Below are 23382 nucleotides of genomic sequence, written 5' to 3'. Positions count from 1 at the left end.
GGGGCTTACATCGCTATGGATCTTCGCATTCCGGTGTTTGGAAGAGCGAAGGCTGACGTGCTGGAATGCCTGAACTGCCTAATAGTCAAAGACGTACTCCTGTTGAGGGTCTTTGGCTTACCGGCTCTGAGAGACTGCGGCACAACGTTGGTGCCTTCCGCCGAGAGGTTGTTGGTCGAGTGAGGCGAAGCAAGAACGGTCCCGAGCCGTCGGCCCGGGGCAACTTCACCCCGCCGCCGCGCGGAGCGGCGTCCGCCGCTGTGCCCGGCTCGGAGCCGATGGCGCCACCCGCTCCGAGCGGCAGTCGCTTCTCGCCGCGCAACTGGCGCGTGCCGACCAGGCTGAACGCGATCCTGCTCATACCCGTGGTCGTCGGCCTCATCATGGGCGGCTTCCAGGTGAAGAGCTCGATCGACACCTGGCAGGAGGCCGAGGACGCGGAGCAGACCGCCCGCCTCGTGCAGGCCGCCCTGGTCTACGGCGACGCCCTCTTCCAGGAGCGCGACATCACCGCGGCGCCCCTGCTCCAGGGCAAGGGCGAGGACGACGCGACGGTCGTCAAGGCGCGCGCCGCCACCGACAAGGCCGCCGACGCCTTCGACGCGGCCGCGCAGAAGATCCCGGACAAGCCGAGCGTCGAACGCCGGCTGAAGCTGTTCCGCGAGGTCGAGCCGCAGCTGGCGGCGGTCCGCGCGGCCGCCTACTCCTCCAAGCTCACGGGTGTGCAGTCCGAGGAGAGCTACACCGCCATCACGCACACCCTGATGGAGTTCTCCAACGAGCTGGGCCTGGGCACCGGCAACATCACCAGCTACGGCCGGACCGTCTACGCCATCTCGCTCACCAAGGCCTCCGTGTCGCTGGAGCGCGCCATCGGCATGCACGTGCTGATCAAGCCCGGCCCGACCGAGAGCAGCTTCCAGAGCCAGCGCATCGCCCTCTCCTCGTACGCGTACCTGGAGCGAATCGCCATCGCGGAGTACATCGCGGGCGGTACCGAGGCGGACGCCAAGAAGCTTCAGGACGCGTCGGCCAAGGTCACGGCCGACGGCAAGGCGATGGCCGAGCAGGCCGCCCAGAGCGCCGCGTCCAAGGGCGAGACGTACGTCCCGCCGCCGTCCGACCCGAGCCAGATGATCGCGGCCCTGGCCGCGCTCCCCTCGACGGACGCCAGTGAGCGCGCCGACCTCGCGGCGAAGGGCATCACGCCCCAGAACTGGTGGGCGGTCAACACGCTGAAGTACAACGCGTACCTCAAGCTGGAGTCCGACCTCTCCAAGACGGCCGTGAACGAGGCGTCCACCATCTCGGACGACGCCAAGCGCGACGCCATCATCGTGGGTGCCGCCGTCCTGGTGGCCCTGCTCGCCGCGTTCATCCTGGCCGGCATGGTGGCCCGCCAGATGAGCCGCGCGATGCGCCAGCTGCGCAACGCGGCCTTCGGTATCGCCGAGCAGCGGCTGCCGATGCTGGTCGACCAGCTCTCGCGTACCGACCCCGGTCGCGTCGACACCCGTGTCGCCGCGATCCCCATCAACACCACGGACGAGATCGGCGAGGTCGCCCGCGCCTTCGACCAGGTCCACCGCGAGGCGGTCCGACTGGCCGCCGAGCAGGCTCTGCTCCGGGGCAACATCAACGCGATCTTCACCAACCTGTCGCGCCGCAACCAGTCCCTGATCGAGGGCCAGCTGACCCTGATCACGGACCTGGAGAACAACGAGGCCGATCCGGACCAGCTGGAGAACCTCTTCCGCCTGGACCACCTCGCGACCCGTATGCGCCGCAACGGCGAGAACCTCCTCGTCCTCGCCGGCGAGGAGCCGGGCCGCCGTTGGGACCAGCCGGTCCCGCTCGTCGACGTCCTGCGCGCCGCCTCCTCCGAGGTGGAGCAGTACGAGCGCGTCGAGCTGTCCGGCGTACCGGAGGCCGAGATCCACGGCCGCGCGGTCACCGACCTCGTGCACCTGCTCGCCGAGCTGCTGGAGAACGCGACGACGTTCTCGTCCCCGCAGACCAAGGTCCGGGTGACGGCGACCCGGCTGCCCGACGGCCGCATCATGGTCGAGATCCACGACAAGGGCATCGGCCTCACCGCCGAGGACTTCGCGGACATCAACCACAAGCTGGCCAACCCGCCGACGGTGGACGCCGCGATCTCCCAGCGCATGGGTCTGTTCGTGGTCGGCCGGCTGTCCGACCGGCACGGTATCCGCGTCCAGCTCCGCCCCTCGGGCGAGCAGGCCGGCACCACCTCTCTGGTCATGCTCCCGGACGCCATCACCCACGGTGGCGGTGGCGAGCAGCAGCTGCAGCGCGACGAGTTCACCGTCTCGCAGATCATCCCCGAGCAGCAGCAACACCAGCAGCAGCAGTACGTCGGCGAGAACTTCCAGGCCGCCCAGATGCAGCCGATGCGTACGGCGGCCGAGCTCGGCTTCGACGACAGCCGCTACACCGAGGTCCCGGACGACATCCGCGAGCTGGACCCGGTGGGCCGCTCCCTGATGCGTGAGGAGCGCCGCGCACAGCTGGAGGCGCAGGCACACCCCGAGGCGGGCCGGCAGGAGGCCATCGAAGCCCCCGCGTACGGCGACGACTTCAGCGCGCCGGACGGCCAGGCCCCGGCCCTGAACGAGCCCTTCGCGAACTACGACCAGCAGACCGCGTACGAGGAGCGGCAGCAGCCGTCGTACGAGGAGCCGTACTTCAACGGGAACAACGGTTTCCCTCAGACGGACGACTTCCCGGCGACCGGCAGCGAGTACCCGTCGACGAACGGCGGCTACCCCTCCTCGAACGGCAACGGCGGCTACCCGGAGCCCGCGTACCAGGAGCCCGCCCCGGAAGAGCCCGCCCCGGTCCACGCCGCGGCCCCGGAGAGCTTCTCGGCCTTCGAGGAGCGGCGGTACCAGGATGACTGGCCGCAGCCGGACGGTTACCAGAACGGGCACCGCTCCGAGTACGCTCCGGAGACGGAATCCACGCAGGCCGCTGACGTGAGTGAGCGGAACCACGTAGGCTTCGAACGTCCGGGACCGGCGCCCTCCGCCGCCCACGCGCTGACCGATGCCGGGCTCCCCCGCCGTGGATCCACCACGAGCGGCACCAGCAACGGCACCTCCCGGCAGCACGTGGACCAGGAGACACCGGCCCCGGCCCCCGCGGAGCAGAACGGCAACGGGAACGGAAACGGCAAGGGTCCCGACGACTGGCGCTCGGCCAACGACGAGCGCTGGCAGCAGGCCGCACAGCTCCGTAAGCCCAAGGCGGGCGGGGTGACCTCCTCCGGTCTGCCCCGCCGGGTACCGAAGGCCAACCTGATCGAGGGTGCCGCGGAAGCGACTCTCCAGGGCGGTCCCTCGGTGTCCCGCGCTCCCGAGGACATCCGGGGCAGGTTGAGCAACCTGCGCCGGGGCGTCCAGCGGGGACGCACCGCAGGTAGTGAGACGAACGGCCAGGCCACCAGGAATCACCACGGTGGGCCTGACAGCACCTACAACCAGGAGCGTTAGTGTGAGTCCGATGAGCCAGGCGGCGCAGAACCTGAACTGGTTGATCACCAATTTCGTGGACAACACCCCCGGGGTGTCGCACACGGTGGTGGTCTCCGCCGACGGACTCCTGCTGGCGATGTCCGAAGGCTTTCCGCGAGACCGTGCGGACCAGCTCGCCGCTGTCGCCTCCGGTCTGACCTCCCTCACCGCGGGTGCCTCGCGCATCTTCGAGGGCGGCAGCGTGAATCAGACGGTTGTGGAGATGGAACGGGGATTCCTGTTCATCATGTCCGTTTCCGACGGTTCCTCCCTCGCGGTGCTTGCACATCCGGAGGCGGACATCGGTCTCATTGGGTACGAGATGGCGCTTCTGGTCGACCGTGCCGGCACGGTCCTGACACCCGATCTGCGTGCGGAGCTCCAAGGGAGCCTTCTCAACTAACAGTCAGACGGTGCGTTTTGGCGTCTCGGGGCGGTAGGTTTCGGACGCGGCTCCACAGTGATGCGGTGCCCGGCACAGTCGGAGGAGGAGAAGAAAGTGGCAACACCCCCAGGCGGTTCGCCCTCGGGTAATTGGTCGTACGGTCCTGGCCAGGGTCAGGGCCAGGGCGACCAGAACCGGTACAACTTCCCCTCCGCACCGAGCCACCGTCGGCAGCAGCCGTACACACCCCAGAACCCGCAGGGTCCCGGGCCGTCGCCGTACGACCAGCCGGCGGCGCCGCGTATCCAGCCTGTGCAGCCGCAGCGCCGCTCTCCGGAGTCGTCCCCCGCCGGGGGCGCGAGTAATCCCCTGGTGCGTCCCTACGCCATGACCGGCGGCCGGACGCGCCCGCGTTACCAGCTCGCCATCGAGGCGCTGGTGCACACCACTGCGCAGCCGCACCAGATGCAGGGGCAGTTGCCCGAGCATCAGCGAATCTGCAACCTCTGCCGAGAGATCAAGTCGGTGGCCGAAATCTCGGCGTTGCTGACCATCCCTCTCGGTGTGGCCAGGATCCTCGTCGCCGACTTGGCGGAGGCAGGCCTGGTCGCCATCCATCAGCCCGGCGGCGACGAGAGCGCCGGCGGCCAGCCAGACGTGACTTTGCTCGAAAGGGTGCTCAGTGGACTTCGCAAGCTCTAGCGGAGGGCCTTCCCGCTCCACCACGTCCGCGAAAATCGTGGTGGCGGGCGGCTTCGGCGTGGGCAAGACCACGTTCGTCGGGGCCGTCTCGGAGATCAATCCGCTGCGTACCGAGGCCGTGATGACGTCCGCCTCCGCGGGCATCGACGACCTGACGCACACCGGAGACAAGACGACGACGACCGTCGCCATGGACTTCGGCCGCATCACCCTGGACCAGGACCTGATCCTGTACCTGTTCGGTACGCCCGGCCAGGACCGCTTCTGGTTCATGTGGGACGACCTGGTGCGTGGCGCGATCGGCGCGATCGTCCTGGTCGACACGAGGCGTCTCGCCGACTGCTTCCCGGCGGTCGACTACTTCGAGAACTCGGGTCTTCCCTTCGTGATCGCCCTGAACGGGTTCGACGGCAGCCAGCCGTACAACCCGGACGAGGTACGGGAGGCGCTTCAGATCGGCCCGGACACGCCCATCATCACCACGGATGCCCGTCACCGTGCCGATGCCAAGTCCGCGCTGATCACCCTTGTGGAGCATGCGCTGATGGCTCGGCTCCGGTAGGTAGACGGTTTTTTCGGCCAATGGGCTGCCACGGACGGTTTCATGCCGTCTGCGGCAGCCCATTGGCTTGTCGCGCAGTTCCCCGCGCCCCTGAAAGCACCCCCGCTCCTCAGGGGCGCGGGGAACTGCGCGACAAGCCCCCACGGGCCCGCAGCCGAAGCACACACGACAGGGCCCCCTTCCCGCACCTCGGGAAGGGGGCCCTGTCAAAGCTCAGGCTCAGTGCCAGCTGTGGGGCGCCCGGAACCCACCCTCGCGCTCCAGTCGGCGCCAGCCGGCCTTGGGGCGCCGGTGGGCCGGCGGAGCCGCCGGTGCGGCTGCCGCACGAGCCAGCAGGATCGCCGTGATAGCGGCGACCTCCTCGGGCTCGGCATGGCCCTTCTCGACGCGAATGTCAGAGGTGTTCATAGGTCACAGTCTCCGTGAGAGAGGTTTCCGCGGATGGACCGCGAAGGATCCGCTGGGTTACCGAGCGGGATCACTGAGGGGGGTTGCCGTGCTTTCGCGAGGGCAGGTCGGCGTGCTTGGTGTGCAGCATCGCGAGTGACCTGATGAGCGCCGAACGGGTCTCGGCCGGGTCGATGACGTCGTCGACCAGACCGCGCTCAGCGGCGTAGTAGGGGTGCATCAGCTCGGACTTGTACTCCTTGACCATCCGAGCCCTCATCGCCTCGGAGTCTTCGGCATCCGCGATCTGACGGCGGAAGATGACATTGGCGGCACCTTCCGCGCCCATCACGGCGATCTCGTTCGTCGGCCAGGCGTAGGTGAGGTCGGCGCCGATGGACTGGCTGTCCATGACGATGTACGCGCCTCCGTACGCCTTGCGCAGGATCAGCGAGATCCTCGGAACGGTCGCGTTGCAGTAGGCGTACAGCAGCTTCGCGCCGTGCCGGATGATTCCGCCGTGCTCCTGGTCGACGCCCGGCAGGAAGCCGGGGACATCCAGCAGCGTGACGATCGGGATGTTAAAAGCGTCACACATCTGGACAAAGCGCGCAGCTTTTTCGGATGCCTCGATGTCCAGGACGCCCGCGAGGCTCTGCGGCTGGTTGGCCACGATGCCCACGACCTGGCCGTCCAGCCGACCGAGCGCGCAGATGATGTTGCGGGCCCAACGCTCGTGAATCTCAAGGTAGTCGCCGTCGTCGACGATCTCCTCGATGACCTTGGTCATGTCGTACGGCCGGTTGCCGTCGGCCGGGACGAGGTCGAGCAGAACGTCGCTCCGCCTGTCGGCGGGGTCCTCGGACTCGGCGCGCGGCGGGTTCTCGCGGTTGTTCTGCGGGAGCATCGCGAGGAGGTAGCGGACCTCGGCGATGCAGGTCTCCTCGTCGTCGTACGCGAAGTGCGCCACGCCGCTCGTCTCGGCGTGCACGTCGGCGCCACCGAGGCCGTTCTGGGTGATCTCCTCGCCGGTGACCGCCTTGACGACGTCCGGGCCCGTGATGAACATCTGCGAGGTCTCGCGGACCATGAACACGAAGTCGGTCAGGGCGGGGCTGTAGGCGGCGCCACCGGCGCACGGGCCGAGCATCACGCTGATCTGCGGGATGACACCGGACGCCTTGGTGTTGCGCTGGAAGATGCCGCCGTATCCGGCGAGGGCGGAGACACCCTCCTGGATACGGGCGCCGGCGCCGTCGTTGAGCGACACCAGCGGGGCCCCGGCCGCGATGGCCATGTCCATGATCTTGTGGATCTTCGTGGCGTGGGCCTCGCCCAGCGCTCCGCCGAAGATCCGGAAGTCATGGGCGTACACGAAGACCGTACGGCCCTCCACCGTGCCCCAGCCGGTGATCACACCGTCCGTGAACGGCCGCTTCGCCTCCAGACCGAACCCCGTCGCCCGGTGCCGGCGCAACTGCTCGACCTCGTTGAAGGAGTCCGGGTCGAGGAGCAGGTCGATGCGCTCCCGGGCGGTCAGCTTGCCCTTGGCGTGCTGCGCCTCGGTGGCCTTCTCACTGGGGCCGGCCAGGGCCTGCGCACGGATCTCGTGCAGCTCGGCCACGCGCCCGCGTGCGTCCGTGGGCTCCCCCGCCGACTCGCCCGCGAACTCACCCTGCGCCTCATCCAAAACGGTCATGTAGCGACCATACGAAGCCGAGCAAGAAAACTGGCCCGTCGACTCCGTACAGTCTCCGGCGAGTTTTCCTGGTACCCCTGAACAGAACCGCGTCCGCATGCAGCCGACCCGACTGCTCAGAGGGCATTCGGGTTGTAGGGGTCATACAAAGCCCGCACGGCGAGACCCCTGTCGCGCCGGATGAGGCTGCGACACAAGGAGTAACCGGTCGAGTACTCTACCGACAAGGTTGAACATTGAACGGAATAGAACTATGGTTACTCCCGTTGAACTGTTCAAGATTCAACAAAACGTCCCCAGGGAGTCATGTCATGAGCATCTTCGGCCGCAAGAACACCGCTGACAGCGACACCGCCACCTCGTCCGTGGCGACCGCGGAGGCCCCCGGGCTCGCCGCGCTGACCGGCGAGTACACGATCGACCCGTCCCACACGACGATCGGCTTCGTCGCCCGGCACGCCATGGTGACGAACGTGAAGGGCAGCTTCCAGGAGTTCGAGGGGACCCTGCACCTCGACGGCACCGACCCGGCCAACTCGACGGCGTCCCTGGACATCAAGATGGAGAGCATCGAGACGGGCTCGGCCGACCGTGACGGCCACCTGAAGAGTGCGGACTTCTTCCGGACGGACGAGTTCCCGACGATGACGTTCCGTTCCACCAAGGCGGAGTCCCTGGGCGGCGACGACTACCGCATCACCGGTGACCTGGAGATCCTCGGCACCACCAGGCCGATCTCCATCGACATGGAGTTCAACGGCGCGGCGAAGGACCCGTTCGGCAACGAGCGCGTGGGCTTCGAGGGCAAGGCGGAGATCCTGCGCTCGGACTGGGGCCTGACGTGGAACGCGGCGCTGGAGACCGGCGGGGTGCTGGTGTCGGACAAGATCAAGCTGAACTTCGACATCTCGGCCATCAGGAACGCGTGACGCGACGCGCGCCGCTCCGGATGCCACGACATCGGCTTCGCCGTCGGCATCCGCGGAACGTACGGAGCGGAAACGAACCGCCCGCCCGGTCAGGACAGTCGCTCCTCGACCGGGCGGGCGGACGTGTCTCCCGGACCTGTCGCGCCGTCCACCAGTCCGGCGACGGCCGCCGCGAGGCGAGCGGCCCGGCTGTCGGGCGTACGGGCCTTGAGCAGGGGCAGTACGACCTGGTACCGATCCGTTCTGCCGAGCGCCTCGAAGGCCGCCCTGGCGCGAGGGTCGCGCTCCAGCGCGGCGACGAGGTCGTCCGGGACGGAGGCGTTGCGCTGGGACTCGTACGCCGCCGCCCATCGGCCGTCCGCCTTCGCGGCGTCGACCTCCGCGAAGCCGCCGGGCCGCATCAGCCCGGCCGCCGCCAGCTCGGGCACCCTGCGCACGTTGACCATCGACCACTGGCTACCGGGTCGGCGCGGGGTGATCTTCTGGAGGTAGTGGGAGGCGTCGAGGCCCTTGCGATGACCGGTGATCCACCCATGGCAGAGCGCCACGTCATTGACCTCGGCGGCGGTGACCGAGGACAGTCCCGAGCCCTTCTTGGCGACCTTCACCCAGAGGGCGGAGTGCTGCGGCGCCGGGTGAGCGGTGAGCCAGCCGTCGAGGGCGGACGCGTCGGCGAAGGGCTCGACGGGGACGCCGTCGAGAGTGTTCTCGGGTTGGGTTGTCGTGTCGACGGGGTTGGGGCGCATGGCACCACGATAGGAGCGGTATAGGCCAGAAACTGGCCTATAGAGTCCTGATGGAGGCCTCTGTGGCATGCTCGGGGAGGGCGGCAACGGCCTCGCCGTCGCCCTGGCACCTGGGCCGCGTCCTGGAGTCCTGGATCTGGATCGGACGCCTGGATCGGATCTGGAGAGCAGAGAGCATGGATGACACCGAGTGGGTCATCATCGCCTCGTACGAGAACGCTCCCGGGCGGCCCGTCCCCCTTGCCGCCGTGCGCGCTTGACTGCGGGAGCGCGGCATCGACTGGATGCCGTTCGCGCCGGACGAGATTCGGTACGACCTCGCGTGCGGGCCGGGTGCTGATGGGTGCTGGCGCGGATGGTTCACCGTCTACGTGGCGGCGGACGCCCTGCGCGGGCTCGGGCTTCATCCCGCGCAGGCGACCTCGACCCGTGACGGGTTCTCGCCGCCCGCCTGGTGGCATGCCGCCGGGGAGCGGTACGGCCGGCGGTGGCCCGTTCGCCCCGCGCCGGAATAACCCGGTGCGACGGCCCCACCCGCGGGTTAGCCTCCGTCCATGACCTGGCTCCCCCGCGACTTCGCCCACCCGCTGCACGTCGACGTACCCGGCGGGTATCACCTGCGGCCGATTCGCGGAACCGACGCCGCCATCGACTACCCGACCGTCATGGGCTCGCGCGAGCGGCTGTGGAGCATCTTCGGGGAGGCCTGGGGATGGCCGGCCGCGACCATCACGTACGAGGCCAATCTCGCCGACCTGGAGCGGCACGCGGCCGAGGTCGACGCCCACGAGTCGTTCAACTACGTGCTGCTCAACGACGACGAGACCGTCGAACTCGGCTGCGTGTACATCGATCCGCCCGAGAAGGCCGGCGCCGACGCCGAGGTGTCCTGGTGGGTGGTGGACAGTGCCGTGGGCGGCGCGGTCGAGCAGGACCTCGACGCTCTCGTACCTCGGTGGATCGCCGACGACTGGCCGTTCGTCAAGCCCCGGTTCATCGGGCGGGATCTGTCCTGGGCCGAGTGGCTGCGGTTGCCCGACGCGTCCGCGTGATCCCGGCGCGTCCGATCGGGGCCGCCCGGCCGGCCCGACGACCGGCCTCACGAATGGCCCGATAGGGGCGGCCGGTTTTCGCCCCTTGTGGGTGCGCTCACAGCGTTCCCATAATCCTTCAACAGATTTTGACCAGCTCATGCCATCAAAAGCACGAGTTCTTTCTGTTTACTTGGCATGACCCTGACATTTCTGCGTATGTCCAACCCCCCACGGAAGGCATCACGTTGAAGAAGCTCATCACCGCGCTCAAGAGAACCGCGGCCGCCGGCGCCGCCGCGCTCGCGATCATCAGCCTTCAGCCCCTCTCCTCCGCGCAGGCCGCTCCGGCTCCCGTCGTCGGCGGAACCCGTGCCGCGCAGGGCGAGTTCCCCTTCATGGTCCGGCTCTCCATGGGCTGTGGCGGCGCGCTCTACACACAGCAGATCGTGCTCACCGCCGCGCACTGTGTGAACGGCTCCGGCGCCAACACGAGCATCACGGCCACCGCCGGGGTCGTGGACCTCCAGTCCACCTCCGGCCGGGTCCAGGTCAGGTCCACCCGGGTTCTGCAGGCCCCCGGCTACAACGGCACCGGGAAGGACTGGGCGCTCATCAAGCTCGCCACACCGATCAACCTGCCGACCCTGAAGATCGCCACCACCACGCAGTACAACACCGGTGACTTCACCGTCGCGGGCTGGGGTGCGGCGCGTGAGGGCGGTGCTCAGCAGCGCTACATGCTCAAGGCCACGGTGCCGTTCATCAGCGACGCCACGTGCAAGGCGTACGGCGGTCTGTACAGCGGCCTTGTCGCCGGCGACGAGATCTGTGCCGGGTTCGCGGCGGGCGGCGTCGACACCTGCCAGGGTGACTCCGGTGGCCCGATGTTCCGTAAGGACAACGCCGGTGCGTTCGTCCAGGTCGGGATCGTCAGCTGGGGTGACGGGTGCGCCCAGCGGAACGCGCCCGGTGTCTACTCCGAGGTCTCGACGTTCGCCTCGGCCATCGCCTCGGCGGCGTCGACTCTCTGACGCGCGTCGGCGGTATCTTCCGTACGACGTCCACGGGTCCGGCGCTTACCGGCGTCGGGCCCGTGCACGTGCCGCCGAGTGGATCGCCCCCGCCTCCCCTACCCGTCCCGTCCTCGGGGGCGCCGCCCCCGAACCCCCGCTCCTCAGACGCCGGAGGGGCTGGGTTTTCCCCGAGGTCGCTGGATCAGAACCCCCCGCCGAAGTCGCCGCCGCCCCCGAAGTCTCCGGGGTCGAAGTCCGCGCCGGACATGTCGCCGCCGTCGTAGCCGCCGGAGTCTCCGGGTCCGGCGCCGTAGTCGGCCGCGTAGGACGGGGTTGCCATCATGCTGCCGAGCATCGTGCCGACGAGGAGGCCGGGGAGGATGCCGCCGCCGAAGTAGCCGCCCGCCCAGGGGCCGTACGCCGGGCCCGCGTCCCAGTAGGGGCGGGGGCCCGAGGCGGTCTCCACCTCGCGGAACGCGGGGTCCAGGCCGTCGGCCAGGAGGGCGCGGTCGGCGGCGCAGACCGGAACCTCGCGGGGTGCGCCGCCCGTCGGTGTCCAGGTCGCGCCAGCGACCGAGGGGCCGTGGCGCGGGTCGAAGAAGCAGGGGCCCCGGCGTTCGGGCAGTGGGCGGCCCTCGCGGCGCGCGGCCAGCTGCGCCAGCGAGAACCGGCCGTCCTCCAGTGTCCGCGTCACCGCGCGCACCTCTTCCGGCCGCCGGGCGGCCGCCATCAGCGACTTCGCCTTCTCGTACGCGTCCAGCGCCCGCTCGTAGTCCGCGCGCATGGCGTCGTCGGCGCCCGCTTCGGCGGGGTGGAAGTCGAGCCGGTCCAGTTCCTCGCCGAACGCGGTGATGTCCTCTTCGACGACGACCGCCAGCTTGGCGAGCGCCGCCCGCCGCTCCTCCTCGCGCCGCCGCCGGTTGCGTCGGACCAGTGCGTACGCGCCGGCGCCGCCGGCCGCCAGTACCGCGCCGGTGGTGATCAGCACCCCCGCGTCCACGCCTCCACCGCCCGAGCCGCTCCAGGTGGCGGGCCCCGAACCGCCGACGTTGCCGCGCAGGGCCGCGTCGACGAAGTCGTTGAGCTGGGCCTTCGTGTCGCCGGCGGTCCCGGCCGCCGTCACCAGGTTGCGGACCGCCGACCGGCTGAGCACACTGCCGTCGGCCCGCGCGCCGAGACGGTCACCGACCCGAGCGACGTACAGGCCGGTGACGCCTGTCTCCGTGCGGAGGTTCGTCCAGAAATCCCGGGTCGGGTAGCCGGCCGGGAGGACGGCCACGAACACGGGTTTGTCCGCGCCCTTGATCTTCGCGGCGAGCGCGTCGGCGTCGGACGCCGACAGCAGGTCGGAGGCGGCCGGATCCACGTACACCGGGCTCGCCCTCAGCGCCTCGGCGACTCTGGAGAGGTCGGTGGCCGCGTGCGCGCCGGGGGCGGCCGTGAGCAGGGCGAGTACCGCGAGTGTCACGACGAAGGGCACCAGCAGCAGGCGTACGAGAGGGCGGACCACTACGGCCTTCATGTCTTCGAAGCTACCCGACAGGGGGAGGAAAGGGCACCAAAGGGATACGAAGCGGACATCGGTGCTGGTGAGGTGCCCTTCCCTCCCCCGCTCAGACCGCTGCCCGGTACGCGGCCCTCAGCTTCCCCACGGCCGCGCCGTACCGCCCGGTCAGCAGCAGATGGTCGGCGTCGGCGAAGGGTTTGGCGGCGGCCGAGGTGATGCGCTGCCCGATCTTCGCCTGCACGATCAACCGCGCCTCGGTGACGACCGCGCGACCGGCCTTCCCGTCGTGGGCCCGTTCGGCCGCGGCAGCCGCGACCGCCAGCGCCTTCAGGGTCTTGTCCCCACCTGTCGCCACCTTGGTCCTCGTCGTGAGTCCCCAGCCGTACGGGAACTGCGGATCGTACGTCGTGTCACCCACGTTGATCGGCAGCTGGGCCTCCGACTTCGGCCAGGTGAGCGGGAGTTGGCCGGTGAACGACCGCCTGCCGTAGAGGACGTCGGCGATGCCCTCGCCCTCGCTGCCCGGCAGCCAGGAGGCGACCAGGGCGTCGATGTCACCGAGTCGGTCACCGATGAGCTGGGGGCGCCCGGCGACCACCAGCACCGCGCACCTCATCGCCGCGCACACCTTGTCGACCGCCGCCTTGTCGGTGTCGCTGAGCTCCAGGTCGTTGCCGTTGCCGACGTCTCCGACGCCCTCGGCGTAAGGGGTCTCGCCGACGACCACGACGCCCACGTCATAGCCGGCTGTCGGGGCGGAGGCGTCCTTGGAGTAGGTGATGTCCCCGCCCGCCTTTCGCATGCCCTCCAGGATCGTCGTGCCCTGGGTGATGTTCCCCGAGGAGCCCTGCCAGGTGACGGTCCAGCCGCCGGTCTGGTTGCCGATGTCATCGGCGTTGGACCCGGCGACGTACACCTTCTGGGACTTGCCGAGCGGCAACAGGCCGTGCTCGTTCTTCAGCAGCACCTGGGACTTCGCCGCCAACTGCCGTGCCACCGAGCGATGTTCGGCCGAGCCGATGTCCGCCGCCCCGCTCGTGTCGGCGTACGGCTTCTCGAAGAGGCCGAGTTCGAACTTCTGGGTGAGGATGCGGGAGACGGCGTCGTCGATCCGCTTGCCGCTGATCCGGCCGGCGTTCACCTCGGCGACGAGGGTGGTGCGGAAGTCCTGGTAGGCGTACGGGACCATGATCATGTCGAGGCCCGCGTTGACGGACGTACGGACGTCGGAGGCGTGGTCGCCGGGGATCTGGTCGATGGCCTGCCAGTCGCTGATCACGAAGCCGTCGAAGCCCATACGGCCCTTCAGCACACCGTTGATCATGTCGGCGCGGGCGTGCATCTTCACCGGTCCCTGGCCGTCCCCCGCGATGTCGAGGGAGGAGTAGGACGGCATGACCGTGCCGACTCCCCGGTCGACGGCGTCCTGATAGGGGGCGAGGTGGATCGCCTCCAGTTGCTTCCGGGTGACCTGGGTGACGCCCTGGTCGATGGTGTACGAGCCGGTGGTGGAGGAGCCGTAGGTCGTGCCGCCGTCGCCCACGAAGTGCTTGGCTGTGGCGAGGACACGGTCGTTCCTCTTCAACTCCTTGCCGTTCGCGGGCCCTTGGAGACCCTGGATCACCGTCTCCATCGACTCGACGAGCGCCGGGTCCTCGCCGAACGACTCGTACGTCCGCCCCCAGCGTTCGTCACGGGCCACGCAGAGACAGGGCGCGAAGTCCCAGGGGATGCCGGTGGCACGGACCTCGGCCGCCGTCACCTTTCCTGCCCCGTAGGCGAGTTGGGGGTCGCGGGCGGCCCCGATGCCGATGTTGTGCGGCAGGATCGTGGCGCCGACCAGGTTGTTGTGGCCGTGCACCGCGTCCACCCCGTAGATCAACGGGATCTGGAACCGCGTTGCCTGTGCCCGGAGTTGAAAGCCGTCGATCATCTTCGCCCAGGCCGCCGGGGTGTTGGGCGTGGGCGTCGAACCGCCGCCCGAGAGCAGCGAACCGAGGTCGTAGGAGGCGATGTCACCGGGTGTCGCCGCGACAGCTCCGCGCTCGGCCTGCGTCATCTGACCGGCCTTCTCCGCGAGGGACATCCTGGAGAGGAGGTCGGCGACCCGCTGCTTCACCGGCAACTTGTCGTTCAGATACGGGAGCCCGTGGGCGTCGATGACGATCCGCGGGGTCTCGGCCGGGGCCTTGGCGCCGGTGACCGTGAGCTTGAGGGGGACTGTCTCCGCCGGCTCCGCCGACCTGTCCTTGCGGGTGGGGACCTGGATCGTGCGGGAGGTGCCGGAGACGGTGCCCGCCGGGAAGGTGAACTCGCCGCGGACGGGCGTGTAGTCGGTCCCCTCCGATGCCGTGCCGCCGGTCGTCGTCTCGTACGTGACCGTCACGGGGTCGGTCAGCGGGGCGGAACCGGTCGTGCCGATGCTGACGCCGACCTTCGCCGTGCCGCCCTCCTTCACCGGGTACACGGCGGAGTCGGTGGTGACGGACGCGCGCAGCGTCTGGTCCGCCCTGCCGTACAACTCGACGCCGTCCATGGCGAATCGGCCGCTGATTCCGACGGGGAGGGTGAGTGCGTATCCCCAGGTCTCGGTGAGGCCGAGGAGCTGGTCGATACCGCCGACCGGCTGGTAGTCCGTGCGGTAGACGAAGTCGGTGAAGGGGAGTTCGATCCGCTTCCAGCCGGTGAAGTCGTCCGTGAAGGAGGTCGTCCAGAGTTCGGAGGCCTCGCCGTTGGCACCGCCGTCCTTCAGCTCGAAGTTGACCTTCCTGCCGTTGTTCCGGCCGTCCCACCAGAAGCGGATGCCCTTGCTCGCCGACCAGTCGTGGGCCGGTTCGGCGAACGCGAAGTCATGGGTGAAGCCGCCGTAGCCGCTGATGTCGTAGGTGCCGGTGAGAACCTTGGTGCCCTCGGGGGCGTCCGCCCTCTCGGTGAGGGCGAGTTGGGGCGGATCGTCGCTGTCGCCGCCCCAGGTGAAGATGCCGCCGGCGGGCGGGGACGCGAAGGGGACCTCGCCCTCGAAGCGGTCCACCGGGACGGGGGTGGGGTCGTCGGCCCCGGCCGCCGATCCAGCGGCGGCCAGGGGCAGCAGCCCGGTGAGTAAAGTGGCGCAGACGAGCAGGGCGGTTCGTCGCATGGACCTTCCTCGGCTCTCGGGGTCCTTGGGGCCTCGAGTCCACTGGGGCACCTCGCGTGTACTCGCGGCTTGGAACACGCCGCGAGTCAACAAGCGCCCCTGTGAGCCGTCAAGGTGCCGAACAGGCCTCGCGCCACTTTGCCCGGATCAGGTCTCCCTACTTCGCGGGTTCCACGCCCGCCCGCAGCAGCCCGTACGTGTAGGCGTCGGCCAGCGCCTCCCAGGACGCGGCGATCACGTTGTCGGCGACGCCCACCGTCGACCACTCGCCCTTGCCGTCCGAGGTGGAGATGAGGACGCGGGTCGTGGACTGAGTGCCGTGCTTGCCCTCCAGGATGCGGACCTTGTAGTCGACCAGCTCCAGCTTGGCGAGCGGCGGGTAGATCTTCTCCAGGGCCACCTTCAGGGCGCGGTCGAGGGCGTTGACCGGGCCGTTGCCCTCCGCCGTCGCGACGATGCGCTCGCCCTTGGCGAAGAGCTTGACCGTGGCCTCGTTGGCGTGGCTGCCGTCGGGGCGGTCCTCGACGATCGCGCGCCAGGACTCGACCTCGAAGTAGCTACGGGCCTTGCCCTCGGCCTCCGCGCGCAGCAGCAGCTCGAAGGACGCGTCGGCCGCCTCGAACGTGTAGCCCTGGAGTTCACGCTCCTTCACCCGTGCCACGACCCGGCCGACCAGGTCGCGATCGTCGCCCAGGTCGACGCCGAGTTCCTTGCCCTTGAGCTCGATCGAGGCGCGGCCCGCCATGTCGGAGACCAGCATCCGCATGGTGTTGCCGACCTGCTCGGGGTCGACGTGCTGGTAGAGGTCGGGGTCGACCTTGATGGCCGAGGCGTGCAGGCCGGCCTTGTGCGCGAAGGCCGAGACCCCCACGTACGGCTGATGCGTGGACGGCGTCAGGTTGACGACCTCGGCGATGGCGTGGGAGATGCGGGTCATCTCGCGCAGGGCGCCGTCGGGGAGGACCTTCTTGCCGTACTTCAGCTCCAGGGCCGCCACGACCGGGAACAGGTTGGCGTTGCCGACGCGCTCGCCGTAGCCGTTCGCCGTGCACTGGACGTGGGTCGCGCCCGCGTCGACGGCGGCGAGGGTGTTGGCGACCGCGCAGCCCGTGTCGTCCTGGGCGTGGATGCCGAGGCGGGCGCCGGTGTCGGCGAGGACCGTGGCGACGACCGCCTGGACCTGGGCCGGGAGCATCCCGCCGTTGGTGTCGCAGAGGATGACGACATCGGCGCCGGCCTCGGACGCCGCGCGGACGACGGCCTTCGCGTACTCGGGGTTCGCGCGGTAGCCGTCGAAGAAGTGCTCGCAGTCGACGAAGACGCGGCGGCCCTGGGAACGCAGGTGGGCGACGGTGTCGCGGACCATCTCCAGGTTCTCGTCGAGGGTCGTGCGCAGCGCCAGCTCGACGTGCCGGTCATGGGACTTGGCGACCAGGGTGATGACGGGCGCACCGGAGTCCAGGAGGGCCTTGACCTGCGGGTCCTCGCTCGCCTTGGCGCCGGCCCGGCGGGTGGCGCCGAAGGCCACCAGCTCGGCGTGCCGGAAGTCGATCTCCTGCTGGGCACGGGCGAAGAACTCGGTGTCGCGTGGGTTGGCGCCCGGCCAGCCGCCCTCGATGAAGCCGACGCCGAAGTCGTCCAGGTGCCGTGCGATGGCCAGCTTGTCGGCGACGGTGAGGTTGATGCCCTCGCGCTGGGCGCCGTCGCGCAGGGTGGTGTCGAAGACGTGGAACGAGTCGTCGAGCTCGCTGGGTTCGCTGGGTTCCGTCATGATCTCAAGGCTCCTGAGGATGTCGATCTCGGTCTGTACCGGAATGACCGGCTCCACCGTCCCCCAATGATCCCGCGCGCTCCTTCTCCGGCTGAAGGTGGGCCAGAAAAGCGAAAAACCCCTCGCGGGTGCGAGAGGTCTGCGCGCGGGTCGAAGACGACGATGGCCGCCCGTACCGGGTAGTACGAGGCGGTCACTGCGGACCGGCGCGCCTGCTGCCAATAATCGTGGCGAACGAGAGCACGGAGGCAGTCTGGCACAGACCGCCCCCGTGCTCACCCTCCGTCTCAGGATGCGAGCACTGGGCTGATCACCGCAGGTGCCGTACGAACGCGTCGGCGCCGTCGTTGGTGTCGCCGGCCGGGATCAGAGTCGGGTCGGACGACTGGAAGGCGATTCGGCGGGCGCCGTCGGCGATCCGGCCGGGCAGGACCTCGGCGGTCGCGGTGCCGCCGGTGGTGTCGGGCGTGACCAGGGTGGTGGTGCCCCTCTTCAGGTCCCGCAGGTAGACGGGGTACTCCTTGCCGTACTGGCTGCCGGGTTCCGTCACCTCCGACGTGAACGTGAGATAGCGGCCGTCGGCGCTGATCGCGGCGGACCGGGTGTAGACCTCGCCGGGACCGCCCTGGGTGCCGTGGACTCGGCGGTTCCTGCCGGTGCGGATGTCGTGCACGAACACGTTCCAGCTGGCGTCGGTGTCGCCGGGGACCAGGTGGGTGTCGCGGGACTCGAAGACGACCGTGCGGCCGTTGCCGCTGACGGACGGGTTCAGGGATTCCTTCTCGGTCGGCGAGCCGTCGTGGGAGCGGTCGATCTGGGTGTGCTCGCGGGTGGTGCGGTCGTACATCCAGACGTCGCCCCAGTCGTCGCCGCGCGGGCCGTTCATGTAGTTGTACTGGTAGACGACGCGGCGTCCGTCGTCGCTGACCGTCGGCCGGAAGGCGTTGCGTGCCTCCCAGGTCGGTTTGGGGTGGCTGATCCGCTGGGTGGTGCCGGCGACCCGGTCGCGCAGGAAGACGACGCTGCTGTTGTTCTGCGCGGTCTCCTGGAGCGTGTAGACGGCGTAACGGCCGTTGGGGCTGACAGAGACCTCGGCGGGCTGCCCGGTGAAGCCGTCGGGGATCTCGATACCGAAGCCGACCCGCTTCGACGTGCCGATCTTCTGGATCCACACGTCGGTGTCCTCGGCGGACGGCGCGTACTCGACGTCGACGTAGCGGCCGTCGTCGAGGACCGCCACCAGGTCGCCGAATCCCGCGAAGCGGAGCTTGCCGGTGTGCGGATCGCGTACGAACATACCGCCGTGCGGCATGTTGGGGTCCAGATCCTCGGCGTCCGAACTCAGCGCGATATAGCGGCCGTTGCGGCTGATGACGAAGACGGGCGTGGCGCCGTTCCCCGCCTTGCCCGCAGGGGTGACGCTGATCGGCTCGGTGTACGGCACCCTGGGTGCGGCGCCCGCCTCGGGTGCGGTGAGAGCGGCCGAGGCGACGGCCGCGACGACGGCGACCGCGAGCGCGGCGCGACGACGCGCTTTCCCATAGGTGTTCTCGTACCTGTTCTCGTACGTGTTCCTGTGACTGGTCCTGTACGTGTGCATGGTTGATCCCCCGTGATCGAGCGTTCTCAGTGAACTGTCCAGAGGGAGACGCCCGTTACCCCACCGGTGTTCCCGTTCACCGTTCCCGTTCACCGGATCGGATGACGCCGGCTCGAACACCGTGCCGGTGCCGGACGGGGTCGCCGCCTCAGCGGGTGTCCCAGAACGCGCAGTGGTGACGGAGGCTCCCTGTGGAGGTGGGGACGACGTGGTCCGGTGCCAGGCTCAGTACCGCGTGCCGGGGCCAGTGCGGCGACGACGGGCCGTTCGGGTCGGCGGTGCGGGCGAAGCGGGTCCAGTAGTCGATCATGGTGTCGGCGAGCCGGTGCTGTGCGGCGGTCAGGTGACCGGGGCGGCCTCCCAGGTCGAAGAGGTAGGCCAGCTCGGTCGCGTGCGATGCGCCGAGCGGGAAGGGCGGTGTGCCCGAGGTGAGCTGTGGGGCGTGCTCGTCGGCGAACTCGTAGCGCCAGACCGGTACATGAGCCCGGAGCAGGCTGTCGGCACGCGCTGTCGGGCAGGCGAAGTCGGCGTCTCCGATGACCGCGCCGAACACCGGGCCCCCGTCGGTGCGGTGCACCGGGTACTCGCGCACGATCGCCCGCGCCTCCCCCGGCGCGGGGAAGAAGGCGGACACGATGTCGGGCCAGGTGTCGGGGGTCACGGGATGGCCGGCCTGGACGATCCCGGCTGCCCAGCCGTTGCCCTCGTCGTGGTTGTTGCCGATGAGGACGGGGACGTGGTGGAAACGGCCGCCGGCGATCGCCCGCGCGGGGTCGCTGGGCAGCAACGGAGTGGTGTGAGCGGGGTGTTGGTCGACGTCCTGGGCGGCGAACAGCTGGGAGACGTGCACGCGCCGCAGGCAGGACAGGACGTCGCGGGCGGATCCGCAGCCGACCTTCGCCGCGAGGTCCGCGCCCGTGGCGCGCGCCGTGGACAAGGGGACGGAGGACGGTGCGAACGGCCGGTCCAGGCGGCCTGTGCACGGGCCGCTCTCGATGATCGCCCGGTCGAAGAGCCCCGCCGCCGAGGGTGAGGTGAGCTGGGCGCAGACGCTGTAGCCGCCCGCCGACTCACCGGCCAGCGTCACGTTGCGCGGGTCTCCGCCGAAGGCGCCGATCTCGGCGCGGACCCAGCGCAGCGCCGCCTGCTGGTCGGCGAGGCCGAAGGTGCCGGAGCCGGGCAGTCCGCCGTACGCGAGGAAACCGAGGGCCCCGAGACGGTAGTTGACGGTGACCACCACGACGTCGCCCCGGGTCGCCATGCGGTGGGCGTCGTACGAGCTGCCCGCTCCGGTGGTGAAGCCGCCGCCGTGCAGCCACACGATCACCGGCCGGGGGTGTGCCGGGGCCGCGCCGTCGGGTGTCGTCACGTTCAGGTGGAGGCAGTCCTCGTCGGTGCTGCCGCCGGGCACCTCGCCGGACGGCTGCGGGCAGGCGCTCGCGGGCCGGGTCGCGTCCCGTATCCCGCGCCACGGGGTCGGGCGGTGCGGTGGCGTCCAGCGCAGGCCGCCGACCGGGGGCGCCGCATAGGGGATGCCCTCGAAGGTGCGGTAGCCGTCGTGGGCGGCGCCGCGCACCAGGCCGTCGTGGGTGCGAACCGTCGTGGCGGCGACAGGTGTGGTGGGCTCTGTCGGTGGCGCCGCGGACCAGGCCGTCGCGAGCACGGCGGTCAGAACGCAGCCCAGCATGGTCAGGACACGGTGCATGCTCGTCATCTCCCCGTCGGGTCGGTCAGCTGCCGCCCATGCCGCCCTTTGCGGCGATCATGGTCATCGGTAGATCGCGTACGGCTTTCTCCAGGCCGGGTGCGAGGTCGGTGAGACGTCCCGTGCAGGCGTCGATGCGCGCCCGGAAGGTCTTCTGGTCCTGCCGGGACACGACCGGGCGGACGGCGCCCGCCGCCGCCAGCGCCAGCAGCACGGCGTCGGCGAGGGGCATGTCCCGCACCGGGCCGTCCCCGTGCAGCGCCGTGGACACGCGGGTCCGGAGCGCGGCGGGCACGGCTCGGTCCGTCATGGTCAGCCGTCGGCGGCCGAAGGGGGTGCGGGGTGCCTTCACGGTGAGGAGTCCCGCCTCGGCGAGCCGGTCCTCCACCTCGGTCAGTGTTCGCCCGCGGTGGCGGCGTATGAGGTGCTTCCAGCTGTGTCCGCCGGCGGCGTCACGCAGAACGCAGTCCAGGGCGGGGATCCCGACCGGCTCCGTGCCGGACACGGTGACCGTGCCGCCCGTCTCCTCCAGCCGCCCGCGGGACGCGAGGTCGGTCAGGGCCGCGGCACGGACCAGAAGCTCCGTCCGGGAACGGTCGTAGGGGCCCTCGGCCGCGTCGTCGTGGGCGAGGAGATACATGAGGCAGGGCAGGTCGTCGGTCACACCTCGACGCTACGGCCGGCGGCCACGACCACGGATCGGCCGAAAGAACGGACCGGCCCTGGGAACGCGGGGGGATGGCGGCCCCGGCCTCCTCCTTACGGATGAGGCCGGGAGGGTGCCGGGCCGGTCAGGTTCCGCGTGCCCGCACGAGGCCGTGGTCGTAGGCGGCGACCACTGCCTGGACGCGGTCCCGCAGGCCCAGTTTGCGCAGCACAGCGGTGACATGGTTCTTGACGGTGGCCTCGGACAGCCGCAGGCGCTCGGCGATCTCCGCGTTCGACAGCGCCTGCCCGATCAGGGTGAGCACCTCCCTCTCGCGACCGGAGAGGCCGTGCAGCGAGGGCGCGGGCGCCGGATCGGGTGCGGTGCGCAGGAACCGGTCGAGAACGCGGCTCAGCACGGTCGGCGCCAGCAGTGCGTCGCCTCGCGCGGTGAGACGGATCGCGTCGACGAGTTCGGCGGGCCGGATGTCCTTCAGCAGGAAGCCACTCGCCCCGGCCCGGAGAGCGTCGACCACATGCGCGTCCACGTCCCAGGTGGTCAGCACGAGCACCCGGGCTCCACTGGCGGACTCCGCGATCCTCCGGGTCGCCTCGATGCCGTCGAGGACGGGCATGCGTACGTCCATCAGCACCACGTCGGGCGCCAGTTCCCGCGTCAGCCGCACCGCCTCCTGGCCGTCCGACGCCTCACCGACCACCTCCAGGTCGTCCCGGGCGTCGATGATCATGCGGAATCCGGTACGGACGAGGACCTGGTCGTCGGCCACCACCACGCGGGTCGTCATGGTGCGTCCTCCACCGGTAGTCGCGCCGCCACCTCGAAACCGCCTCCGGCCCGCGAACCGGCACGCAGGCTGCCGCCCACCAGCCGCGCGCGCTCCTTCATCCCCACCAGGCCTCGCCCCTCTCCCGCCGTGGCCGAACGCCCCTGCGGCGCACGCCCGTTGTCCACCACCGTGACCTGCACGCACCGCGCTTCGGCCGTCACACGCACGCTCACCTCGTCCGCGCCGACCGCGTGCCGCAGCGTGTTGGTGAGGGCCTCCTGGACGATTCGGTACGCCGCCAGATCCACCGCGGCCGGCAGCCCGTCGGTGGTGCCCTCGCGCCGCACACGCACGGTCATCCCGGTCGCGCGCACCGTATCGGCCAGTTCGTCCAGACGTGTGAGCGACGGCCCCGGCTCCCGCTGCTCGCCGGCCCCGTCCGGTTCCTCGCCTGCCCCGTCGTGCTCGTCGTCGGGCCTGAAGGCGCGCAGCAGCAGGCGTAGTTCGCCGAGCGCCGAGCGGGCGCCCGTCTCGATGGCCCGCAACGACTGACGGGCCTGTTCGGGCCGCTCGGTGAACACGTCGTCGGCGGCGCCCGCCTGAACGACCATCACCGACAGGGTGTGCGCCACGATGTCGTGCACCTCGCGCGCGATCCTCGCGCGCTCCTCCACCACGGCCCGGCGCGTCTCCGCCCTGGTCCGTTCCCGCTGCGCCCTGCGCCACTGACCCGCGGTCCACGCCAGGACGACCGTCAGCAGAAGGATGATCAGACCCGGGGCCCCGCCCGCCCCGAACGCGAGCGGGGCGGGCAGGCACATCGCCGCGAGCGCCCGCACGGACACCCGGCGCGGTCCGGTGGCCGACAGCACACACAGCGTGATCTGCGCGGCGAGCAGCGCCCCGGTCAGGGTCACCGCCGGCAGCAGCGCCCAGACCGCGAGCCCCGTCACCGCGTTCACGGCCAGGACGGCGACCGGGGCCCGCGTCTGCCGATTCAGGGCGCAGACCTGGGCGAGCACCAGAGCCAGGGCCACGGGCAGCCGTCGGCCGTGCTCCACGCCGACGACGATCACCGGGGTGCCCAGGACGGCGAGCACCGCACCGGCCGACCCCCACCACAGCGCCCGCGCGACCCGCAACGACAGTTCGCCCTGGGATTCCCCCGGGAACACGGCGCCGGGCCGTCCACTGCTGCGATCCACGCCCCGAGCCTAGTAGTGCGGCGCGGGGCGGG

General features: G+C 70.2%; 18 protein-coding genes. 7 read left to right on the top strand and 11 right to left on the bottom strand.

What is annotated here, in order from left to right; genetic code table 11:
• Positions 1–179 precede the first annotated feature (179 nt).
• The 4 genes from PV734_RS25500 (at position 180) to PV734_RS25485 (ending at position 5185) form a co-directional block, all read left to right on the top strand.
• The gene (locus PV734_RS25500; RefSeq protein WP_319292076.1) at positions 180–3515 is read left to right on the top strand and encodes a nitrate- and nitrite sensing domain-containing protein; all 3336 of its coding nucleotides are present in this window, start codon (positions 180–182) and stop codon (positions 3513–3515) included.
• 10 nt (positions 3516–3525) lie between these two features.
• Entirely contained in the window at positions 3526–3939 is a 414-nt protein-coding gene (locus PV734_RS25495; protein ID WP_005479603.1) for a roadblock/LC7 domain-containing protein, read from the top strand.
• Between the two features lie 96 nt (positions 3940–4035).
• A complete protein-coding gene (locus PV734_RS25490) occupies positions 4036–4623 on the top strand; it encodes a DUF742 domain-containing protein (protein ID WP_319095064.1) in 588 nt (195 codons plus the stop codon).
• The gene (locus PV734_RS25485) at positions 4604–5185 is read left to right on the top strand and encodes a GTP-binding protein (RefSeq protein ID WP_006375305.1); all 582 of its coding nucleotides are present in this window, start codon (positions 4604–4606) and stop codon (positions 5183–5185) included. The genes PV734_RS25490 and PV734_RS25485 overlap by 20 nt, the downstream gene beginning before the upstream one ends.
• 219 nt (positions 5186–5404) lie before the next feature.
• Here the strand turns inward: PV734_RS25485 and PV734_RS25480 are convergent, their stop codons facing one another.
• Complete coding sequence (locus PV734_RS25480) at positions 5405–5593, bottom strand: acyl-CoA carboxylase subunit epsilon (RefSeq protein ID WP_319095063.1); 189 nt, start codon at positions 5591–5593, stop codon at positions 5405–5407.
• Positions 5594–5663: 70 nt separating this feature from the next.
• Entirely contained in the window at positions 5664–7196 is a 1533-nt protein-coding gene (locus tag PV734_RS25475) for an acyl-CoA carboxylase subunit beta (protein ID WP_319292202.1), read from the bottom strand.
• A 386-nt stretch (positions 7197–7582) separates the two neighbouring features.
• Between PV734_RS25475 and PV734_RS25470 the strand changes: the two genes are divergently transcribed.
• A complete protein-coding gene (locus PV734_RS25470; protein ID WP_319095062.1) occupies positions 7583–8200 on the top strand; it encodes a YceI family protein in 618 nt (205 codons plus the stop codon).
• An 89-nt stretch (positions 8201–8289) separates the two neighbouring features.
• Here the strand turns inward: PV734_RS25470 and PV734_RS25465 are convergent, their stop codons facing one another.
• A complete protein-coding gene (locus PV734_RS25465; protein WP_319292073.1) occupies positions 8290–8946 on the bottom strand; it encodes a YdeI/OmpD-associated family protein in 657 nt (218 codons plus the stop codon).
• Positions 8947–9500: 554 nt separating this feature from the next.
• Here PV734_RS25465 and PV734_RS25460 point away from each other — a divergent pair.
• Complete coding sequence (locus tag PV734_RS25460; RefSeq protein ID WP_319095060.1) at positions 9501–9998, top strand: N-acetyltransferase; 498 nt, start codon at positions 9501–9503, stop codon at positions 9996–9998.
• 227 nt (positions 9999–10225) lie between these two features.
• The gene (locus PV734_RS25455; protein WP_319095059.1) at positions 10226–11011 is read left to right on the top strand and encodes a serine protease; all 786 of its coding nucleotides are present in this window, start codon (positions 10226–10228) and stop codon (positions 11009–11011) included.
• Between the two features lie 184 nt (positions 11012–11195).
• Here PV734_RS25455 and PV734_RS25450 read toward each other — a convergent pair whose 3' ends face one another.
• The 8 genes from PV734_RS25450 to PV734_RS25415 all read right to left on the bottom strand — a co-directional run bounded on the left by PV734_RS25450 (position 11196) and on the right by PV734_RS25415 (position 23350).
• The gene (locus PV734_RS25450) at positions 11196–12515 is read right to left on the bottom strand and encodes a hypothetical protein (protein WP_319292069.1); all 1320 of its coding nucleotides are present in this window, start codon (positions 12513–12515) and stop codon (positions 11196–11198) included.
• Between the two features lie 91 nt (positions 12516–12606).
• Positions 12607–15636 (bottom strand): glycoside hydrolase family 3 protein, encoded by a 3030-nt coding sequence (locus PV734_RS25445; protein ID WP_319292066.1) that lies wholly within the window; start codon positions 15634–15636, stop codon positions 12607–12609.
• A 157-nt stretch (positions 15637–15793) separates the two neighbouring features.
• The gene (cimA, locus tag PV734_RS25440) at positions 15794–17407 is read right to left on the bottom strand and encodes a citramalate synthase (protein ID WP_319292062.1); all 1614 of its coding nucleotides are present in this window, start codon (positions 17405–17407) and stop codon (positions 15794–15796) included.
• Positions 17408–17717: 310 nt separating this feature from the next.
• Positions 17718–19007 (bottom strand): hypothetical protein, encoded by a 1290-nt coding sequence (locus tag PV734_RS25435; protein WP_319292059.1) that lies wholly within the window; start codon positions 19005–19007, stop codon positions 17718–17720.
• 148 nt (positions 19008–19155) lie between these two features.
• The gene (locus tag PV734_RS25430; protein WP_319292056.1) at positions 19156–20712 is read right to left on the bottom strand and encodes a carboxylesterase/lipase family protein; all 1557 of its coding nucleotides are present in this window, start codon (positions 20710–20712) and stop codon (positions 19156–19158) included.
• Positions 20713–20737: 25 nt separating this feature from the next.
• Complete coding sequence (locus PV734_RS25425; RefSeq protein ID WP_319292054.1) at positions 20738–21376, bottom strand: GOLPH3/VPS74 family protein; 639 nt, start codon at positions 21374–21376, stop codon at positions 20738–20740.
• 127 nt (positions 21377–21503) lie between these two features.
• On the bottom strand, positions 21504–22163 hold the full coding sequence (locus PV734_RS25420; RefSeq protein ID WP_319095052.1) for a response regulator transcription factor: 660 nt from the start codon (positions 22161–22163) through the stop codon (positions 21504–21506).
• Positions 22160–23350 (bottom strand): sensor histidine kinase, encoded by a 1191-nt coding sequence (locus PV734_RS25415; protein WP_319292050.1) that lies wholly within the window; start codon positions 23348–23350, stop codon positions 22160–22162. Before PV734_RS25415 ends, PV734_RS25420 begins: the two co-directional genes overlap by 4 nt.
• Positions 23351–23382: the final 32 nt, after the last annotated feature.

Source organism: Streptomyces sp. AK08-02, from assembly GCF_033795085.1.
Classification (GTDB): domain Bacteria; phylum Actinomycetota; class Actinomycetes; order Streptomycetales; family Streptomycetaceae; genus Streptomyces; species Streptomyces echiniscabiei.
Note: the sequence above shows the minus strand (reverse complement) of the source record. Positions and strands in the feature narration are given on the sequence as shown.